This is a genomic window from Kitasatospora sp. NPDC086801 (assembly GCF_044745805.1).
Classification (GTDB): domain Bacteria; phylum Actinomycetota; class Actinomycetes; order Streptomycetales; family Streptomycetaceae; genus Kitasatospora.
Genome location: NZ_JBIVAX010000057.1, coordinates 1 through 19,490, shown reverse-complemented (window position 1 = coordinate 19,490; position 19,490 = coordinate 1). Strand labels below are relative to the sequence as shown.

At 73.9% G+C, this 19,490-nt stretch carries 15 protein-coding genes and 1 pseudogene; 11 read left to right on the top strand and 5 right to left on the bottom strand.

Annotation, left to right across the window (positions count from 1 at the left end; translation table 11 throughout):
• Positions 1 to 15: 15 nt before the first annotated feature.
• Both cofD and ACIPLC_RS35015 read right to left on the bottom strand, forming a co-directional pair.
• Positions 16 to 975 carry a 2-phospho-L-lactate transferase gene (gene cofD, locus ACIPLC_RS35020; RefSeq protein WP_400477090.1) on the bottom strand — a complete coding sequence of 320 codons (960 nt, stop codon included), beginning with the start codon at positions 973 to 975 and terminating at the stop codon, positions 16 to 18.
• Between the two features lie 80 nt (positions 976 to 1,055).
• A complete protein-coding gene (locus tag ACIPLC_RS35015) occupies positions 1,056 to 1,667 on the bottom strand; it encodes a cysteine dioxygenase (protein ID WP_400477089.1) in 612 nt (203 codons plus the stop codon).
• Between the two features lie 624 nt (positions 1,668 to 2,291).
• Here ACIPLC_RS35015 and ACIPLC_RS35010 point away from each other — a divergent pair.
• The 3 genes from ACIPLC_RS35010 to ACIPLC_RS35000 all read left to right on the top strand — a co-directional run bounded on the left by ACIPLC_RS35010 (position 2,292) and on the right by ACIPLC_RS35000 (position 8,367).
• Positions 2,292 to 2,564: a WhiB family transcriptional regulator gene (locus tag ACIPLC_RS35010; protein WP_030062195.1), complete on the top strand. Its 273-nt coding sequence runs from the start codon at positions 2,292 to 2,294 to the stop codon at positions 2,562 to 2,564.
• Positions 2,565 to 2,781: 217 nt separating this feature from the next.
• On the top strand, positions 2,782 to 6,651 hold the full coding sequence (locus ACIPLC_RS35005) for a glycosyltransferase family 2 protein (RefSeq protein ID WP_400477088.1): 3,870 nt from the start codon (positions 2,782 to 2,784) through the stop codon (positions 6,649 to 6,651).
• Positions 6,652 to 6,657: 6 nt separating this feature from the next.
• On the top strand, positions 6,658 to 8,367 hold the full coding sequence (locus ACIPLC_RS35000; protein WP_400477087.1) for a DUF5719 family protein: 1,710 nt from the start codon (positions 6,658 to 6,660) through the stop codon (positions 8,365 to 8,367).
• A 51-nt stretch (positions 8,368 to 8,418) separates the two neighbouring features.
• Here ACIPLC_RS35000 and ACIPLC_RS34995 read toward each other — a convergent pair whose 3' ends face one another.
• Positions 8,419 to 8,871 carry a metallopeptidase family protein gene (locus ACIPLC_RS34995; RefSeq protein ID WP_400477086.1) on the bottom strand — a complete coding sequence of 151 codons (453 nt, stop codon included), beginning with the start codon at positions 8,869 to 8,871 and terminating at the stop codon, positions 8,419 to 8,421.
• 85 nt (positions 8,872 to 8,956) lie between these two features.
• Between ACIPLC_RS34995 and ACIPLC_RS34990 the strand changes: the two genes are divergently transcribed.
• The 6 genes from ACIPLC_RS34990 to ahcY all read left to right on the top strand — a co-directional run bounded on the left by ACIPLC_RS34990 (position 8,957) and on the right by ahcY (position 15,494).
• A complete protein-coding gene (locus tag ACIPLC_RS34990) occupies positions 8,957 to 9,400 on the top strand; it encodes a DUF3499 domain-containing protein (RefSeq protein ID WP_400477085.1) in 444 nt (147 codons plus the stop codon).
• A 190-nt stretch (positions 9,401 to 9,590) separates the two neighbouring features.
• Entirely contained in the window at positions 9,591 to 10,976 is a 1,386-nt protein-coding gene (locus ACIPLC_RS34985; protein ID WP_400477084.1) for a phosphomannomutase/phosphoglucomutase, read from the top strand.
• An 83-nt stretch (positions 10,977 to 11,059) separates the two neighbouring features.
• Positions 11,060 to 11,242 carry a Trm112 family protein gene (locus tag ACIPLC_RS34980; RefSeq protein WP_280686052.1) on the top strand — a complete coding sequence of 61 codons (183 nt, stop codon included), beginning with the start codon at positions 11,060 to 11,062 and terminating at the stop codon, positions 11,240 to 11,242.
• A gap of 66 nt (positions 11,243 to 11,308) precedes the next feature.
• Positions 11,309 to 12,607, top strand: a complete 1,299-nt coding sequence (locus ACIPLC_RS34975) for an SIS domain-containing protein (protein ID WP_400477083.1) — start codon at positions 11,309 to 11,311, stop codon at positions 12,605 to 12,607.
• A gap of 76 nt (positions 12,608 to 12,683) precedes the next feature.
• Positions 12,684 to 13,661, top strand: a complete 978-nt coding sequence (locus ACIPLC_RS34970; protein WP_400477082.1) for a cation diffusion facilitator family transporter — start codon at positions 12,684 to 12,686, stop codon at positions 13,659 to 13,661.
• A gap of 384 nt (positions 13,662 to 14,045) precedes the next feature.
• Positions 14,046 to 15,494, top strand: a complete 1,449-nt coding sequence (gene ahcY, locus ACIPLC_RS34965; RefSeq protein WP_400477081.1) for an adenosylhomocysteinase — start codon at positions 14,046 to 14,048, stop codon at positions 15,492 to 15,494.
• Between the two features lie 262 nt (positions 15,495 to 15,756).
• Here ahcY and ACIPLC_RS34960 read toward each other — a convergent pair.
• Positions 15,757 to 16,101: pseudogene (locus ACIPLC_RS34960) on the bottom strand (sigma factor); the annotation flags it as partial.
• Between ACIPLC_RS34960 and ACIPLC_RS34955 the strand changes: the two are divergent.
• Complete coding sequence (locus ACIPLC_RS34955) at positions 16,100 to 16,735, top strand: hypothetical protein (protein ID WP_400477080.1); 636 nt, start codon at positions 16,100 to 16,102, stop codon at positions 16,733 to 16,735. The pseudogene ACIPLC_RS34960 and the gene ACIPLC_RS34955 overlap by 2 nt on opposite strands.
• A gap of 34 nt (positions 16,736 to 16,769) precedes the next feature.
• Here the strand turns inward: ACIPLC_RS34955 and ACIPLC_RS34950 are convergent, their stop codons facing one another.
• Entirely contained in the window at positions 16,770 to 17,771 is a 1,002-nt protein-coding gene (locus ACIPLC_RS34950; RefSeq protein WP_400477079.1) for an RDD family protein, read from the bottom strand.
• Positions 17,772 to 18,065: 294 nt separating this feature from the next.
• On the opposite strand from ACIPLC_RS34950, the gene ACIPLC_RS34945 reads away from it, so the two are divergent.
• The gene (locus ACIPLC_RS34945) at positions 18,066 to 19,070 is read left to right on the top strand and encodes a stage II sporulation protein M (protein WP_400477078.1); all 1,005 of its coding nucleotides are present in this window, start codon (positions 18,066 to 18,068) and stop codon (positions 19,068 to 19,070) included.
• The last annotated feature ends 420 nt before the right edge of the window (positions 19,071 to 19,490 follow it).

Genomic DNA, 19,490 nt, shown 5'->3' with positions numbered 1-19,490 from the left:
TGCGCTCGCGCCCGCTCACTTCCGCACCTGCTCGGCGAGGGCGAGTGCGGCCCGGGCCATCTCGGCGGTGGCCTCGACGTCGGTCATCAGCAGCGGGACGGCCCGGCAGGCGATCCCGGCGGCCTCGACGGCGGCGACCGAGGCCTGGTCGGCGGTGTCGACGAGCCAGCCGTCGATCATCGCGGCGCCGTAGTTCAGCGCGACGGCCTCCGCGGTGGCCTCGACGCCGACGGCGGCGAGCACCTTGTCGGCCATGCCGCGCACCGGGGCGCCGCCGATGATCGGGGAGAGCCCGACGACGGGGGCGGGGGCGGCGGCGACGGCCTCCCGGATGCCGGGGACAGCGAGGATGGTGCCGATGGAGACGACCGGGTTGGACGGCGGGAAGAGGATGACGTCGGCGGCGGCGAGGGCCTCCAGGACGCCGGGCGCGGGCTTGGCGGTGTCGGCGCCGACCGGGATGATCGCCTCGGCGTCGACGGCGGCGTGCAGCTTGACCCAGTACTCCTGGAAGTGGATCGCCCGGGTGCCCTGCTCGTCGGTGATCCGCACGTGGGTCTCGACCCGGTCGTCGCTCATCGGCAGCAGCCGCACGCCGGGCTTCCAGCGCACGCACAGCGCCTCGGTGACCTGGCTGAGGCTGTATCCGGCGGTGAGCATCTGGCTGCGGACGAGGTGGGTGGCGAAGTCGCGGTCGCCGAGCCCGAACCACTCGGGGCCGACGCCGTACTCCTTCATCTCGGCCTTGATCGACCAGGTCTCGTCGGTGCGGCCCCAGCCCTGCTCCTCGTGGATGCCGCCGCCGAGGGTGTACATCACGGTGTCGAGGTCGGGACAGACCTTGAGGCCGTAGAGGTGGATGTCGTCGCCGGTGTTGCCGATGACGGTGATCTCGTCCTGCGGTCCGACCGCCGCGAGGAGCCCGCGCAGGAAGCGCGCTCCGCCGATTCCGCCTGCCAGTGCCACGATGCGCATGGGTTCATCCTGCCACGGTCCGACTGCCCGTCAGCCTCGCCGACGGCGGGTGCGACGGCGGGGCCGACGTGGGCGGGTGCTCAGTGCGTCCCGGCCTGGGCCTGCGGGTGCTGCTCGGGGAGGGCGGTGCCGCCGTACTGGTTCATCTCGGTGAGGCCGGGGGTGTAGAGGTGGATGGAAACGGCGGGTTCGAGCGTGCCGTTGACCACCTCGTGCAGGTAGCCGGAGGAGAAGACCCGCTGCCCGCCGGGGCGCAGGGTGCGCGCTCCTTCGCCGGCGTGGGTGAGGGAGCGTTCGATCAGCTCGCCCTGGACGACGGTCATCACGCCGGAGGACTCGCCGTGGTCGTGGAATCCGCTGCTCTGGCCGGGCAGCCAGCTGAGCAGCCAGACCTCGTAGCCGGGGCCGGTCTCCAGCCGGGCGTACCAGCGGGTGAGCGCGTCGTAGCGGACCAGGGGCTCCCAGCGGGCGCGGTCGGCGGCGATCTCGCGGATCAGCCGGGCGTGGCCGGCGACGGTGGTGGGGTGGCGGGGCAGGTCGGTGCGGGCCAGGTGCGGGAAGGCGAGCGGGTCGCCGGCGATGGAGACGTCACTGAGGCCGTCGCTCCAGCCCCGGACGGCGGCGGGGGCGGTGCTTCGGCGGGCGAGTTTGTTGCGGTCGCGGTTCCGCTTGCGGATGCGGGTCATGCGCACGGGAGTCGTCCTCGGAGTGGCGGCTGGTTCGTCAGGGATCAGCCGGATCCGGGATGTCCTGGGGCGGGAATCGCGGGCGGCCTCTGTGCTTCCTGGGGGCGGCGCGCGGTGGGACGCGGGCGCCTAGATACAGCAGGAACAGAGGCGACAACAAGAGTTCACGGCACGGCGGAGCGTGGAACCGCTCCGGGGGCTGGCGAACTCTGACATAGGGGAAAGGAGACCGCATCCGTGGGGCCGGTGTCAAACACAGGGATGCGGCATTCGCGGGGGTTACGCCAGGAAGTTGCCCGGATGGGGTGATAAATCACGCTCTATGTTTCGATGGGAAGATCGCCGGGAAGGCAGGGCGATGACCGGCCTGTGATGGTGACCGAGCGTCACGCGCCGAATGGTTGTGGCTGGTTCGACGCCGTACGGGGCTTTCGGATCGAAGGTCCAATGTGTCCGAATATGTACACTATTCGTAACGGCTTGGTGCCAGGGAGTGAATCCCGGCCCCAATACCAGAGCTCGGCTTGACTGAGCCAGAGTGACGCAACTGTAATTTCACTCGTGTCGTCGGCCGCACGAGGCAACGGCAACCACGGGGACGCCAAAGTAGGGGCAGAGGAGGCGCGCCACATGAGCGAGCTCTTTGAGCTGTTGATCGGTGACGGCATCGCGGAGGACGAAGAGGAACTCGGTTGGCAGGAGCGCGCGTTGTGCGCCCAGACCGACCCGGAGTCCTTCTTCCCCGAGAAGGGCGGCTCCACTCGCGAGGCCAAGAAGGTCTGCCTCGCCTGCGAGGTCCGTTCGGAATGCCTGGAGTACGCCCTCGCCAATGACGAGCGGTTCGGCATCTGGGGCGGTCTCTCCGAGCGCGAGCGCCGCAGGCTCAAGAAGAGCGCGGTCTGACCGGGGCGGCCGTCGACCCCCGCTGACCCTTCGACAGCCACACGGCAGTACGGGCGCCTCACCGCGGTGGTGGGGCGCTTTCGTGTTCCCGGCCCGTTCTTCACCGGTCCCGCACCGGCACCGCGGACGAAGCCGCCATCCGGAGCCGTTAGTGTGGTGCGCCATCCGGTTGCCGTTCACCGGCTGTGTCCACCGAGAACTGGGGCCCGCGCACTCGATGACCGTCTACAGCCACCAGAGCGGCTTCACCGCTGCCAGGCCTCCCGCCTATCCGCGCCACCTGGTCACCGCGGTGATCGTCTCGCACGACGGGGCCCGCTGGCTGCCGCAGGCCCTCGCCGGCCTGCTCGGCCAGGACCGCCAGGTCCAGCGGGTGCTCGCGGTCGACACCGGCTCCACCGACAACTCCCCGCAACTGCTCGCGGACACCCTCGCCGACTGGCTGCCCGAGAGCGGCCCGCTGGTCCTCGGCCGCCGGGCCGGCTTCGGCACCGCCGTCGCCGAGGCCGTCTTCGGCAGCCCGCCGCTGCGCCCGGAGGACCTGCCGTACCGGCTCGACCCCTCCGGCTACGACCCGGTCACCGGCGGCTGGGACGACTTCGGCGACCCGCTCGCCCAGGAGGACGACCTCGGCCGCGGCGGCCCGCGCGAGACCCGGCCCGTCGAATGGCTCTGGCTGCTGCACGACGACTGCGAGCCGCAGACCGACGCGCTGCGCCGACTGCTCCAGGTCGCCGACTCCACCCCCAGCGCCGCCGTGGTCGGCCCCAAGCTGCGCAGTTGGTACGACCGCCGCCAGCTGCTGGAGGTCGGCGTCACCATCGCCCGCTCCGGCCGCCGCTGGACCGGCCTCGACCGCCGCGAGCAGGACCAGGGCCAACACGACCAGGTCCGCCCGGTGCTCGCCGTCTCCAGCGCCGGCATGCTGGTGCGCCGCGACGTCTTCGAGGAGCTCGGCGGCTTCGACAAGGCGCTGCCGCTGATGCGCGACGACACCGACTTCTGCTGGCGGGTCAACGCCGCCGGCCACCGCGTGGTGGTCGCCCCCGACGCCGTGCTGCGGCACGCCGAGGCGGCCAGCCGCGAGCGCCGCGCCATCGACTGCGGCCCCGTCCACCCGCACCGGGTGGACAAGGCCGGCGCCGTCTACACCCTGCTCGCCAACTGCAAGGGCGCGCTCTTCCCCTACGTCCTGCTGCGGCTGGTGCTCGGCACCCTGCTGCGGGCCGTCACCAACCTGCTCGGCAAGGACCCGCGCCAGGCCTTCGACGAACTCACCGGCCTCGGCCACGAACTCGTCCGCTTCCCCCGGCTGCTGGCCGCGCGCAAGCAGCGCGCCCGCACCCGGGCCGCCGACGCCCTGGACGACCGCACGCTCTTCCCGGCGCCCGGCGCCACCGCCCGGCTCGCCGCCGAGGGCGTGATCGGCTCCCTCGGCATAGGGGGAGGCGACGACACCGGCGGCCGGCACGGCTCGGTCGAGGCCGGGCCGGGCGGCGAGGACGACGAGGACCTGGTCGTCGAGCAGTTCACGCTGATCAAGAAGCTGGCCCGGCGCCCGGCGCCGGTGCTGTTCGCGGCCCTGCTGGTGTTCGCCCTGATCGCCTGCCGCGGCCTGTTCGGCAGCGGCGAGCTGTTCGGCGGCGCCCTGCTGCCGGCCTCCGACGGCGCCGGCGGCCTCTGGTCGATGTACGCGGACGCCTGGCACCCGGTCGGCACCGGCTCCACCGCCGCCGCGCCGCCGTACCTCGGCGTGCTCGCGGTGCTGTCCTGGGTGCTGTTCGACCACGCCGACCTCGCGCTCACCCTGCTGATCGTGCTCACCGTGCCGCTGGCCGCGGTCAGCGCCTACCTGGTGTCCCGGCCGCTGCTGGACTCCAAGCTGGTCCGCGCCTGGGCCAGCGCCGCCTACGCGCTGCTGCCCGCCGCGACCGGGGCGCTCGCCCAGGGCCGGATCGGCACCGCCGTCCTCGCCGTGCTGCTGCCGCCGCTGGCCCGGGCCGCCGCGATCGCGGCCGGTCTCGGCATCCGCGACGAGAGCGCCGCCAAGGGCGCCCGCCCGGGGTGGCGGCCGGTCTGGATGACCGTCCTGCTGCTCACCCTGGCCACCTCCTTCGTGCCGTTGACCTGGGCCCTCGCCCTGCCGCTGTGCCTGGCGACGCTGGTCGTCGCGGTGGTCCGCGGCGGCGCCTTCGGCTCGGGCGGTGCCGCGCTGCGCCTGCTCGGCCTGCGCGTCCTGGTGATCCTCGCGCTGCCCGTCCTGGTGCTGGCGCCGTGGTCGCTGGCGGTGCTGGCGCACCCGCAGTGGCTGCTGCTGGAGGCCGGCCTGCCGGGCCTGCACGGCGCCGGTGCGAGCGCGGCCGGCCTGCTGCTGGTCAACCCGGGCGGCGCCGGGGTGCCGCCGGTCTGGCTGTCGGCCGGCGTGGTGCTCGCCGCGCTCGCCGCGCTGCTGCGCGCCGACCGCCGCCGCGCGGTGCTGGCCGCCTGGGGCGCGGCCGGTGCGGGCCTGGTCTTCGCGGTCGCGGTGGCGGGCACCTCCGTCACCCCGGCCTCCGGCGGCCCGGCGGTGCCCGCCTGGGCGGGCCCGGCCTCGCTGATTGCCGGGATCGCCCTGCTGGCGGCCGCCGCGATCGGCGCCGACGGCGCCAACGCCCGGGTGGCCGGGATCGCCTTCGGCTGGCGCCAGCCGGTGGCCGCGCTGGTGGTGGCCGCCGCGGTGCTGGCCCCGCTGGGCACCGGCCTGTGGTGGGCGCTCACCGGCGCCGGCAAGCCGCTGCACCGGGCCCAGGCCGGCCAGGTGCCCGCGTTCATCGCCGAGGAGGCCGGCACCACCGACCGGTCCCGCACCCTGGTCGTCACCGGCGACCCGGGTGGCGGCGCGGTCCGCTACACCGTGGTCCGCGGCGCGGGCCTGACGCTCGGCCAGGCCGAGTCCACCGTCGACCCGGCGACCGGCACCCAGGACGGCCTGAACAAGATGGTCGGCAGCCTGCTGGCCGGTTCCGGCGCCGACCAGGCCGGTGCGCTCTCCGGCTACGGCATCGCCTACGTGCTGGTCCAACAGCCGGTGATCGGCACCTACAAGGACGTCCTGGACACCACCCCCGGCCTGGTCAAGGCCAACCAGGACGGCGACTCCGCGCTCTGGCAGGTCACCGGCGCCCCCGCCGTCCGCGCGGTGATCACCGCCCCGGGCGCCGCCCCGGTGGTCGTCCCGTCCGGGGCCCGCGACCTCACCGCCACCGTCCCGGCCGGCCCGGACGGCCGGGTGCTGCGGCTCGCCGAGTCCGCCGCCCCACAGTGGAAGGCCACCGTGGGCGGCACCACGCTGGAGTCCGTCACGGTCGACGGCTGGGCGCAGGGCTTCAAGCTCCCGGCCGGCGGCGGCAAACTGACCGTCACCCGGGAGGACGGCTTCGGACACACCGGCTGGATCTGGGCCCAGGTGCTGCTCGGCCTGACCATTCTGGTGCTGGCCCTGCCCGGTCGCCGCAACCACAACGACGACGACCTGCCCGAGGAGGTGGTGGCCGCCGCCGCGCTGGCCGCCGCGGCCCAGGCGCAGGCGCCCGCCCCCGGCAGCCGCCGGGCCCGCCGGATGGCCGAGCGCGGCGAGGGCGGCGAGGAGGGCGGGGTGTACGAGGGCCGGCCGGGCGCGATCCCGCCGCAGCAGGCCGGCGAGCCGGTGGCCGAGGCGGTCCAGGCGGCCGCCGCCGTCCAGGAGGCCGAGCCGTACGCCGACCCGTACCAGACGTACCAGCAGGCCGACCCGTACAGCTACGACCAGTACGCGGCCCAGCAGCCGGCGGCCGCGCCGTACGGCGGCCAGGGGTACGACGGCCAGGGGTACGACGGCCAGGGCTACGAGGGCTACCAGCAGCAGGCGTACCCGCAGCAGGGCTACGAGCAGCAGCCGTACCCGCAGGAGCAGCAGTACGGCTACGAGCAGCAGCCCTACCAGCAGACGGAGCACCAGCAGCCGTGGGTGCCGGGGCAGTCGCAGGCCGAGCCCTACTACGACCCCGACGACCCGAACGACCCCAACGGCACGGGCCGGTACCCGCACCAGCACGGATCGGGGAGCTGACCCGCGATGAAGAAGCCCGCATTCAGGAAGAAGTCCGCGCCCGAGGCCGTCCAGCCCGTGGCGGCCGCCGAGACCGGGCAGCCCGGGCACGCCCCGGCGGAGGCGTCGGCGGAGGCGTCCGTCCGCTCGGGGGGGCGGTCCGGGGGCACCAGGACCACGCAGTCCCTGCTGGCCGCGGCCGTGGTGCTCGCGGCGGTGTTCGGGATCGCCGAGGCGCGCCCGCCGGCCGCCCCCGCCAAGGCGGACGGCGGCGTCGCCCCGACCACCGCGCAGGTCGAGCGGACGGCGGCGGTCTGCCCGCAGCCGCTCCAGGGCCTGACCGGCTCGACCACGCTCACCGCCTACACCCCGCCCGGGACGGGCGGCGCCACCGGCGGGGTCGGCTGGCTCTCCGACGCCGCCGCGCCCGCGACCCCGCCGACCGCCGCCCCCTCCGCCCCGGCGCCGAGCACCCCCGCCGCGCCGTCCGGCTCGACGGCCCCGGCCGCCCCGGACAAGGCCGGCCCGCCCGCCGACGCCCGGCTGACCCTGGCCAAGCCCGGCACCCCGGCCACCGGCCCGGCCGCCAACGGCGACGCCGCGCCCGGCACCGGGGCCATCGCCACCGGCGCCCTCGCCCCCGGCTTCACCGTCACCCAGACCACCGTGGTCACCGAGCAGCGCGGCCTCGGCCTGTCCGGCCTCACCTGCACCCCCGCCGGGACGAGCTTCTGGTTCGCCGGGGCCAGCACGGCCGGAGACCGGGTCGACTACGTCAGCCTGGTGAACACCGAGTCCTCCGCCGCCGTGGTCGACATCAAGCTGTACGGCGACAAGGGCCTGATCGAGAACGACGCCGCCAACGGCATCACCGTCGCCCCCGGCAGCTCCCAGTCCGTGCTGCTGCCGACCGTCAGCAAGGGCGCGGTCAACGACCTCGCCGTGCACGTGGTCGCCCGCAGCGGGCGGGTCGGTGCCGCGCTGCACGCCGCCGACGGCAGCAAGGGCGCCGACTGGATCCCGGCCTCGGCCGAACCGGCGGCCACCCAGGTGCTGCCCGGCCTGCCCGCCGACACCGCGGCCGCCCACCTGGTGGTCTGGGCGCCGCCGGAGGACGACGCCGACCTGAAGATCCAGCTCTCCGGCAAGAACGGCTGGTTCACCCCGGCCGGCAACGAGTCCATCCACATCAAGGCGGGCATGGTGGCCGCCGTCGACCTCGGCAAGGTCACCCGCGACGAGGTCGCCGGGCTGCGGCTGTCGCCCACCGACGACAAGCACCCCACCCCGGTCGTGGCCGGCCTGCGGGTCGACCGGGCCGGGGGCGGCGGCAAGAGCGACGCGGCCTGGCTCACTGGCAGCGGCCCGGTCGGCGCCCGCGCCACGGTCGCCGACAACCGGGCCGGCGCGTCCACGCTGTTCCTGACCTCCGCCGGCGACGCCGCCACCGTCCGGGTCACCGCCTCGGCCGGCAGCGGCGGCGGCACCCCGGTGAGCAAGGACGTCCAGCTGCCGGCCGGCGGCACGGTCGCCCTCCCGGCGCCCGAGCCCGGCGGGCTGAACGGCAGCTTCGCGCTCACCGTCGAGACCGTCTCCGGCGGCCCGGTGATGGCCGCCCGGATGCTCTCGCTGCCCGCCAAGGACGTGCCGATGTTCACCGTCCAGGCGCTGCGCGACGACCACAGCACCGTCAGGGTCCCGCGGGCCGGGCAGGATCCGGGCGTCGTCCTGCGCTGACCGGCCGACGGGGCGGTACCCGGAGGCCCGGGTACCGCCCCGTTCGCGTGCTCAGTCCTCGTCGTAGCGCGGGTCGATGGCGTCCGGGGACAGCCCCAGCAGCTCCGCCACCTGCTCGATCAGGATCTCGTGCACCAGCGCCGCGCGGTCCTCCCGGGTCTTCGCCCGGATCTCCACCGGCCGCCGGTACACCACGATCTGGCTCTTGCGCCCCTGCTTGCCCGGCGACACCCGCCCCAGCGGCACGCCGTCCTCGCCGTCGGCCGCGTCGGGCTCGTGCAGCGGCACCTCCTGGACGGCGAACTCCACCTCGATCAACTGCGGCCAGCGCCGCTCAAGACGCTCCACCGACTCGCGCACGTAGTCGTCGAACAGTTCGGAGCGGGTGAGCGAGATCGGCACCTGGGGCGGCGCCAGCGGGCCGCGCAGCCCCCTGCCGTGCCGGTCGCGGTGCCGGGGACGGCGCGAAGGTCCCGTCGATGACTGAGGTGCAGAGCTGTCCATATCACTGCCGAGGGTAGTCCTTGGACGGTCGGAAGTGGACTACTCCGACGGGGAAACGCCCGGGGTGGCGGAGGTGCGGACCGGCGTGCGGACCGCGACACGGCACACCCGTCGGACCGGCGGTCTTCGCTCCCCGGCGAGGAGTGCGGTACCGTCCACCCTCGTGAGCTCTGTACGTCGTTGTTCGCGGACCGCGTGCGGCCGGCCGGCCGTCGCGACGCTGACGTACGTCTACGCGGACTCCACCGCCGTCCTGGGCCCGCTCGCCACCTACGCCGAGCCGCACTGCTACGACCTGTGCGCCGAGCACGCCGAGCGCCTCACCGCCCCGCGCGGCTGGGAGGTCGTCCGGCTGGCCGCCGAGGCCGGGCCGCTGCGCCGCAGCAGCGACGACCTGGAGGCCCTCGCCAACGCCGTCCGCGAGGCCGCCCGGCCGCAGGCCCCCCGTCAGGGCCGCGGGCCCGAGGGCGAGTCCACCGAGGGCGGCCGCCGCGGTCACCTGCGCGTCCTCCGCTCGCCGGACAACTGACGCCGCTCCACCGACGCCGCACCCCGCCCGGGCCCGGACCGGGCGTTCGTTCGACTTGGGTACGCTGCCCGTCTACCGTCACCGCGGACCGTCGACCGAACGGGCGGTGACCCCGACGTATCGTGACCGTGGGCGGCCAGCCGCCGATCACACGTACACCGATCAGTACAGAGACCAGGGTGGAGCCGCAGTGCGCGACCTCAAGCAGCTCGTGAAGGCGTACGACGTCCGAGGAGTCGTCCCGGACCAGTGGGACGAGCACCTGTCCCGGGCCTTCGGCGCCGCGTTCGTGCAGGTCACCGGCGCGTCCGCGATCGTCGTCGGCCACGACATGCGCCCCTCCTCCCCGTCGCTCAGCCGGGCCTTCGCCGAGGGCGCCGCCGCCTACGGCGCCGACGTGGTCCAGATCGGCCTCTGCTCGACCGACCAGCTCTACTACGCCAGCGGCAAGCTCGACCTGCCCGGCGCGATGTTCACCGCCAGCCACAACCCGGCCCAGTACAACGGCATCAAGCTGTGCCGGGCCGGCGCCGCTCCGGTCGGCCAGGACACCGGCCTCGCCGAGATCCGCGAGCTGGTCGAGTCCTGGACGGCCGAGGACGACACCGTCACCGTCCCGGCCAAGGACGTCACGCCCGGCGCGCTGTCCGGGCAGGACACCCTGCGCGGCTACGCCGACCACCTGCTGGGCCTGGTCGACCTCACCGCGATCCGCCCGCTCAAGGTCGTCGTGGACGCCGGCAACGGCATGGGCGGCCACACCGTGCCGACCGTCTTCGACGGCCTGCCGATCGAGCTCGTCCCGATGTACTTCGAGCTGGACGGCACCTTCCCCAACCACGAGGCCAACCCGCTCGACCCGAAGAACATCGTCGACCTCCAGGCCAAGGTCCGCGAGGTCGGCGCCGACCTCGGCCTGGCCTTCGACGGCGACGCCGACCGCTGCTTCGTCGTCGACGAGCGCGGCGAGCCGGTCTCCCCGTCCGCCATCACCGCCCTGGTCGCCGCCCGCGAGATCGCCCGCGCCCAGGCCGCCGGCGAGGCCGAGCCGACCGTCATCCACAACCTGATCACCTCCTGGACCGTCCCCGAGGTGGTCCGCGAGCTCGGCGCCAACCCGGTGCGCACCCGGGTCGGCCACTCCTTCATCAAGCAGGAGATGGCCGTCACCGACGCCGTCTTCGGCGGCGAGCACTCCGCGCACTACTACTTCCGCGACTTCTGGCGCGCCGACACCGGCATGCTGGCCGCGCTGCACGTGCTGGCCGCGCTCGGCGGGCAGCCCGGCACCCTGTCCGCGCTCACCGCCGAGTACGACCGCTACGCCGCCTCCGGCGAGATCAACAGCACCGTCGCCGACCAGGCCGCCAGCACCGCCGCCGTCCGCGCCGCCTACGCCGGCCTGGAAGGCACCACCGTCGACGAGCTGGACGGCCTCACCGTGGCCGGCCCGGACTGGTGGTTCAACCTGCGCGCCTCCAACACCGAGCCGCTGCTGCGCCTGAACGCCGAGGCCAAGGACCCGGCGAGGATGGCCGAGCTGCGCGACGGCGTGCTCGCCATCGTCCGCGCCTGACAAAGGCCTCCTGTGCCCCGGCCGGTAGGGTTGCCTATCGGCCGGGGCACCGCCGTGCCACCCCCCGACTTTTGGAGAGCCCCATGAAGCTCGAATCCTTCCTGCTGGAGATCCTGGTCTGCCCGCAGTGCCGGGCCGCGCTCACCGAGGGCGGCACCGAGGAGCAGCCCGAGCTGGTCTGCACCGGCGCGGACTGCGGGCTCGCGTACCCCGTCCGGGACGGCATTCCGGTCCTGCTGGTGGACGAGGCCCGTCGCCCGGCCTGATCCTTGGGGCGACGCCCCCACCCCGCCAGCCCAGCGCGCACAGGACAGCAGCCGGAGGCCCGCCGCATGCTCGACGACACCCTGCTCGACGACCCGGCCGCCCTGCAGCGCGCCGACCGCGACCGCGCGCTGCTGGCCCTGGCCGGCGCCGGTGCGCGGGTCCGCACCGCGCTGCGGCTGGCCGACGCGGCCGGCCTGGACCGGCTGCGCCCGGACGGCCGCCCGCGCGCCGTCCTGGTCGCCGGCCACGGCAGCGCCCTGGCGGCGGGCGAGATCCTGGCCGCGCTGGCCGGCAACGCCGGCCTGATCACCATGCTGCCGCCGACCGAGGCGGTCGCCCCGCGTGCCGACCGGGCCGGCGCGCCGCCCGCCTTCACCGCCGGGCTCGGCTGGCAACTGCCCGGCTGGGCAGGCCCGCTGGACCTCCTGGTGGTCAGCTCCGCCGACGGCGGCGAACCGGGCCTGGTCAGCCTCGCCGAGCAGGCCTACGCGCGCGGCTGCGCGATCGCGGTCACCGCCCCGGCGGGCAGCCCGCTGGCCGAGGCCGCGCTGCAGGTGCGCGCGCTGCCGCTGCCGTACGTGACCTCCGCGCTGCCCGAGGACGAGGCGCCCGCCGGCCCGGCCGCCGAGCCGGACCTCCCCGCCGAGGACCCGGCCGCGCTGTGGTCCCACCTCACCCCGCTGCTCGCGCTCGCCCAGAAGATCGGCATCACCCAGCTGCCGTACGACGCCCTGCCGGCCGTCGCCGACCTGCTGGACGCGACCGCCGTCCGTTGCCGCCCCGACGCCGCCGCGTACACCAACCCGGCGAAGGGCCTGGCCGCCCGGCTGGCCGGGACGGTCCCGCTGCTGTGGGCCGAGGGCCCGATCGCCGGGGCCGCCGCCACCCGCTTCGCCGCCCAGCTCGCCGAACGGGCCGGCCGCCCGGCGCTGGCCGGGCCGCTGCCGCAGGTGCTCACCGCCCACCGCGGCATGTTCACCGGCCAGTTGGGCGCGGGCGCGGACCCGGACGACTTCTTCCGCGACCGGGTCGACGAGCCGGATCCGCTGCACCTCCAGGTCCTGCTGCTGCGGCACGTCCCGGGGCCGCCCGGTGGCCAGTCCGGGGCCCAGTCCGGGGCCCAGTCCGGGGTCCAGCCCGGCGGCGTGCCCGCCGAGGCGGACGGGCCGGCCGAGGTACCGGAGGACGACGCGGGCCCGCGCAGCTTCGGCGTCACCCGCGCGCACCGGCTGGCCGGCGCCCACGACGTCCGGCTGACCGAGTACGCGACCACCCGGCCGGACCCGCTGCACGCGCTCGCCGACCTGGTCGCGCTGACCGACTTCGCCGCCGTCTACCTCGGGCTCGCCGCCGTGCAGTCCTGAGCCGGCGCCGGTGGCCGGTACGGTGAGCGCTCGACGGAGCAGCGCGACCAGCCATTGCGGCGGAGGGACCCGGAGCATGAGCACAGAAGGCGGTACCAAGGCACTGGTCGCGGCACTGTCCGCGAACCTGGCGATCGCGGTGGGCAAGTTCACCGCCTTCGGCTTCACCGGCTCCTCGTCGATGCTGGCCGAGGGCGTGCACTCGGTCGCCGACTCGGGCAACCAGGTGCTGCTGCTGATCGGCGGCAAGCGGGCGCGCCGGGAGGCGGACGAGGAGCACCCGTTCGGGTACGGCCGCGAGCGCTACATCTACGGCTTCCTGGTGGCGATCGTCCTCTTCAGCGTCGGCGGCCTGTTCGCGATCTACGAGGGCTGGCACAAGGTCAGCCACCCGGAGAAGCTGGACTCCTGGGGCTGGGCGGTCGGCGTGCTGGTCTTCGCCGTCGTGATGGAGGGCTGGTCCTTCCTCACCGCGATGCGCGAGTCGGCGAAGGCCAAGGGCGGCCAGGGCTGGGTGCAGTTCATCCGCACCGCCAAGGCCCCGGAGCTGCCGGTGGTGCTGCTGGAGGACGCCGGTGCGCTGATCGGCCTGGTGCTCGCGCTGCTCGGCGTCTCGCTCACCGTGATCACCGGCGACGGCGTCTGGGACGGCGTCGGCACCCTGGGCATCGGCGTCCTGCTGGTGCTGATCGCCGTGGTGCTCGCCCTGGAGACCAAGTCGCTGCTGCTCGGCGAGTCCGCCGACCGGGAGTCGGTGGGCCGCATCCGCGCGGCGCTGGTGGACGGCGAGGCGGTCACCGGCGTGATCCACATGCGCACCCTGCACCTGGGGCCGGAGGAACTGCTGGTCGCCGCCAAGATCGCCGTCAACGCGGAGGACAGCGCCGCCCGCGTCGCGCAGGCGATCGACGCGGCGGAGGAGCGGGTCCGGGCCGCCGTCCCGATCGCGCGGGCGATCTACCTGGAGCCCGACGTCTACAGCGCCGAGAAGGCCGCCGCGGGCGAGGACCCGGCGGCCACCCCCGGCGGGCCCGGGCCCGGCGCCGCGCACTGACCGGCGCCGCGCACCGACCCGGCCCGGGGCCGACAGGAGCCGGCCGAGGGCCGACCGGGACCGGCTGGGATCCGCTTGAGGACCCATCGGGTCCGAGGCCGAAAACACTCATCGGCGGACGGCCGGTGGGGCCGCCGGTGTAGATTCGTCACCAGAGCCAGAACGTCGCTGCTGATGGCGGTCGATCGGCGGTCCGCCCCCGTAGGGCGTGCCCCGGTCGAGGGAGAGAGGTCCTCCGACGGTTTGTGCTGCGCAGCAGGGAACCGGTCCACCACCACGGATCCGGCCACCCCGGCGTAGCCGTGCACCCGTACGGCCCCGCCGCGCTGCGACCGCACACACAGGACCTTGGCCACGCCCACCCCATCAGCGAGGAGCAGACGCATGTCGACCGACACCACCGGTGACTTCAAGGTCGCCGACCTTTCCCTGGCGCCGTTCGGCCGCAAGGAGATCCAGCTGGCCGAGCACGAGATGCCCGGCCTGATGTCGATCCGCGCCGAGTTCGCCGAGTCGAAGCCGCTGGCCGGCGCCCGCATCACCGGCTCGCTGCACATGACCGTGCAGACCGCCGTCCTCATCGAGACCCTGACCGCCCTGGGCGCCGAGGTCCGCTGGTGCTCCTGCAACATCTTCTCCACCCAGGACCACGCGGCCGCCGCCATCGCGGTCGGCCCGGAGGGCACCCCGGAGAACCCGCAGGGCGTGCCGGTCTTCGCCTGGAAGGGCGAGACCCTGGACGAGTACTGGTGGTGCACCGAGCAGGCCCTGACCTGGCCCGGCGGCAAGACCCCGAACATGATCCTGGACGACGGCGGCGACGCCACCCTGCTGATCCACAAGGGCGTCGAGTTCGAGAAGGCCGGTGCCGCGCCGGACCCGTCCACCGCGGACAACGACGAGTTCCGGATCATCCTGGAGCTGCTCAACCGCACCCTCAAGGACACCCCGAACAAGTGGACCGAGGTCGCCGCCACCATCAAGGGCGTGACCGAGGAGACCACCACCGGCGTCCACCGCCTGTACGAGATGCACCGTGACGGCCAGCTGCTGTTCCCGGCGATCAACGTCAACGACTCGGTCACCAAGTCGAAGTTCGACAACAAGTACGGCTGCCGCCACTCGCTCATCGACGGCATCAACCGCGCCACCGACGTCCTGATCGGCGGCAAGGTCGCCGTCGTCTGCGGCTACGGCGACGTCGGCAAGGGCTGCGCCGAGTCGCTGCGCGGCCAGGGCGCCCGCGTCATCGTCACCGAGATCGACCCGATCTGCGCGCTCCAGGCGGCGATGGACGGCTACCAGGTCGCCCCCCTGGAGGACGTCGTCGAGACGGCCGACATCTTCATCACCACCACGGGCAACAAGGACATCATCATGGCCTCCCACATGGCCCGGATGAAGCACCAGGCCATCGTCGGCAACATCGGCCACTTCGACAACGAGATCGACATGGCCGGCCTGGCGCAGCTGCCCGGCGTGGTGAAGACCGAGGTCAAGCCGCAGGTCCACGAGTGGCGCAAGGCCGACGGCCGCACCATCATCGTCCTCTCCGAGGGCCGCCTGCTGAACCTGGGCAACGCGACCGGCCACCCGTCGTTCGTGATGTCCAACTCCTTCGCGAACCAGACGATCGCCCAGATCGAGCTGTTCACGAAGACCGAGCAGTACCCGATCGGCGTCTACGTGCTGCCCAAGCACCTGGACGAGAAGGTCGCCCGGCTGCACCTCGACGCGCTCGGCGTGAAGCTGACCACCCTGACCCAGGAGCAGGCCGACTACATCGGCGTCCCGGTCGAGGGCCCGTACAAGGCGGAGCAGTACCGCTACTGATGCGGTGAACCGCGGCTGACGCGGTGAGACGTACGCCGGTGGCCGGCACCCCTGCGCAGGGGTGCCGGCCACCGGCGCGTTCGGCGGACCTTCGGCGGACCTTCGGCGGACCTTCGGCGGACCTTCGGCGGTTCAGGGGACGATGTGCCGCTCGCCGCCCACCCAGCCGGGCAGCCAGCCGAAGTGGACCTCGGCGGTCAGCGGGTCGATGCCGCCCGGGGTCGAGGTCGGTGCCCGGTCGGCTGGTCCGCCGCCACCAGGAGGTGCGCTGCTCGGCCAGGAAGGTGTTGACCAGCACCCTGCGGGCGTAGCCGTCCAGGTTCTCCATGCGGCCTGCCCGCGACCCGTTCACGTACAGCTTGGTGATGGTCTCCTGGACCAGGTCGTCCGCGCGGTGCCAGTCCCCGCACAGCAGACGGGCGACCTTGCGCAGCCAGCCGCCCCTGGAGGTCACGTACTCCGTGAACTCCTCGTCGCGTGCCTGCTTCGCCAGCTGTGCCCCCTTCTCCCTCTTAACCGACGGCGCTCGTGCGCGCCGTCCACCCCCCTGATGCGGGCACCCGCCCCGAACGTTGCACGCGGAGCGCGCACGTAGGCTTTCGGGCATGCCCAACGGCCGGTACTCGCTCCATGACACCCACGACCACGTGCTGCTCGGCGAGGAGCGCTTCAGCTGCGCCCCCGGGGCGGCCGGCTGGCGGTACGTCTCCAAGACCTACGCGCCGGACGGGCGGGTGATCGGCGGCGTCGACCTCACCCTGGACTCGCGGGCCCGCCCGCTGCGGATGGAGCTGAAGGCCGGCGGCTGGCAGGTGCGCGGCGGTGCGGTGGACGGCGTCGCCTGGGTCCGGACGGACGCGGCGGACCCGGGCGGCGAGCACACCGTGGAGGGGCACGACCGGGCGCACGGGTTCACCGGCCGCTCGCCGGCCTTCCTGGTCGCCACCGCCCGGCTGCTGCGGTTGCGGGAGGGGGCGAGTGCCCGGGTGCGGCTGGTCGCGTTCACCGAACCGGTGCTGGCGCCGCGCACCTTCGACCAGGGATGGCTGCTGGAGGGGGTCGACCCGCACCGGACCGACTCCGGGCCGCTGCTGGTCGAGCGGTACCAGGTCGCGGACCTGGAGACCGGCGAGCAGCAGGTCGTGCACCTGGCGGGGGACGTGGTGCTGGCGGCGGATGGGATCGAACTGGAGGAGCTGGCGTCGCCGCCGAACGCCTGGCCGGCGGAGTTCGGGGAGTAGGCCTGGCCTGCGCGGGCCGGCGGGCTGACAGGCCCTAAGCGGGCGGCGCGAAGCCGGTGCCGGGTGCCGGTGCCGGTGCCGGTGCCGGGGAAGGTGCCGGGGACGGCTGGCCGGCGGCGGGCGGGGCGGGCTTCTCGAAGGAGGGGACGGCCGGGGCCGGGGTCGTCGTCGGGGCGGCGAGAACGCGCGGCGGCCCGCCGTCCGCGGTGGGCGGCTGGGGCACGGGTGCCGGCCGCACGGCGGGTGCGGGGGCCGCGGTCCGCTGCCACTGGGCCTGGGCCCGGGCCCGCGTCCACTCCCGGCGCTGGCGCTCGGTGAGCACCGCGCCCAGGTACGCCGCCGGGTGCAGCCCCTGCGCCGCCGGGTGGCCGGTCCGGGCGGCCAGGTCGCCGGCCAGCCGGGTGGACATCTGGAGCGCCACCGTTGGATCCAACTGGCCTATCCGGCCCAGCAGTTGGCGGATCGCCAGCCAGAGCGGCTCCGGCACCGCGGACAAGTCCATCGCGACCAGCTCCCGGCCCATCGCCTGGAGTAGCTGCGGGTGCACGGGCGGCAGCGGGGACGCCGTTCCGCCGCCCGGGGTGCGCTCGCGGACGACGACCGTCCCGGCGAAGATGTCGCCCAGCCGCTTGCCGTCCACGTTCACGGCCGAGGTGATCACCGCCGGCACGCCGGTCATGGCGACCAGTTCCATGAAACCGACCAGCCCGCGCACCAGCGAGTGCCGGAACCGCACCGGGCCGCCGTCGGTGCGCACCACCCGCAGGCCGAGCGCGGCCTTGCCGAGCGAGCGTCCGCGGCTGAAGGTCTCGACCATCACCGGCACGGCCACCAGGAAGAACACCAGCAGTCCGATCAGGGTGGCCGCCAGCGCCGCACCGTCCAGGCCGATCAGGGCGACGCTCAGGGTGAGCGAGACCAGGAACAGGGCGGCGAACTCCACGAGCAGGTCCAGCGTGATCGCCAGCGCCCGGCTCGGAAGCTTCGCCGTCTGCAGGTCGAGGACGACCGCCTCACCCGTCACCAGGTCGCTCAAGACACCTGTCCGTTCACGTTCGTGGAGCCCGTACAGCTCACTCATGGAGGCCGCCGACGGCGGCACGGCCAGGGGAGGGACGTCGCCCGGGCCGGCCCCCGCGACCTGCTCTCCGCAGTCTGATCCGCAGCCGCAAACATACGGCGCCCGGTGGTCGCACGGGAAGTGAGATCCCGGCGGCCGGGGTGCCCACCGCTCCTGGCATGCTGGGGCCGCGCGTGTCCGTACGTACCCGCCCGTCCGCCCGCCCGCGACCGGGCCCCTCGCGCCCACCGCCGACCATGGAGCCGCCGAATGGACCTGGACGTCTTCGTCGCCACCCACCAGGGGGAGTGGGCACGGCTGGACGCCCTCGCCCGACGGCGCCGGCTCAGCGGGGAGGAGGCCGACGAACTGGTCACCCTGTACCAGCGCGCCACCGGCCACCTGGCCAAGGTCCAGGCCGCCGCGCCGGACCCGGCCCTGCTCAGCCGGTTGACCGGCCTGGTCTCGCGGGCCCGCAGCGCGGTGACCGGATCGCGCAGCAGCGGCTGGCACGACGTCGCCCGGTACTACACGGTGAGCTTCCCGGCCGCGCTGTACCGCGCGCGCCGCTGGTGGGTGCCGGTCGCGGTCGTCTCGCTGCTCGCCACCGCGGTGCTCGCCTGGTGGATGGCCACCCACCCCGAGGTCCGCAACAGCCTGGTCGCCCCGGAGAACCTGCGGGAGATGACCCGCCCCGGCGGGCAGTACGAGTCGTACTACTCGGACCGCCCGGCGAGTTCGTTCGCCGCGCAGGTCTGGACGAACAACGCCTGGGTCGCCGTGCAGTGCCTGCTGTTCGGGATCGCGCTGGGACTCCCGGTGCTCTGGGTGATGTGGACCAACGTGGTCAACCTCGGCGTCGGCGTCGGACTGATGGCCTCCGCCGGGCGACTCGACGTCTTCCTCGGCCTGCTCATCCCGCACGGCCTGCTGGAGCTGACCGCGGTGTTCGTGGCCGGCGGCCTCGGACTGCGCCTCGGCTGGACGGTCATCGACCCCGGCCCGCGCACCCGCGGAACGGCCCTGGCCGAACAGGGCCGCTCCATCATCGGCATGTCCATCGGCCTCGCGACGGTGCTGGCCGTTTCCGGTGTGCTCGAAGCGTTCGTCACCCCGTCCGGCCTGCCCACCTGGGCGCGCATCTCGATCGGCGCGCTGGCCGAGGCGGCATTCCTCCTCTACGCACTGGTGTTGGGCCGGAAGGCCGCGGAGGCGGGCGAAGTCGGCGATCTGGACGCGGCCGACCGGGCGGATCTGCAACCCGTCGCGGCCTGAGCCGAGGTGATCCACATGCCTCTGACCTGGTACTCTTCTCGCATCCCGACCAAACCATTGACGTGGTGAGGGTGGGCTAGTAGGTTTGAACGGTTGGGACTGACTGGACAACGGTCGGCCCCGGGCGTTAGTGTCTACGACACCGCCTAATCGAGGTGAGCGCGTTTTATGAATGCGCATCCTCTGACGAAGCAAAATCCTGCGGACTGAGCACACTGAAAGCTTTGATAAGCTTCGGAGCGAAGTTCGAAGGAAATCCCGCCAGCGGGAATTCGGAGAAACGAAGCCGGTAAGAACGGCCGCGAGGATCTGATAAGCTGGAAAAACGAAAGAACGAAGCGCCCGGAGGGCCCGCTGGAAGGCGGCCTGAAGGAAGTGTCCGTTCCTTGAGAACTCAACAGCGTGCCAAAAGTCAACGCC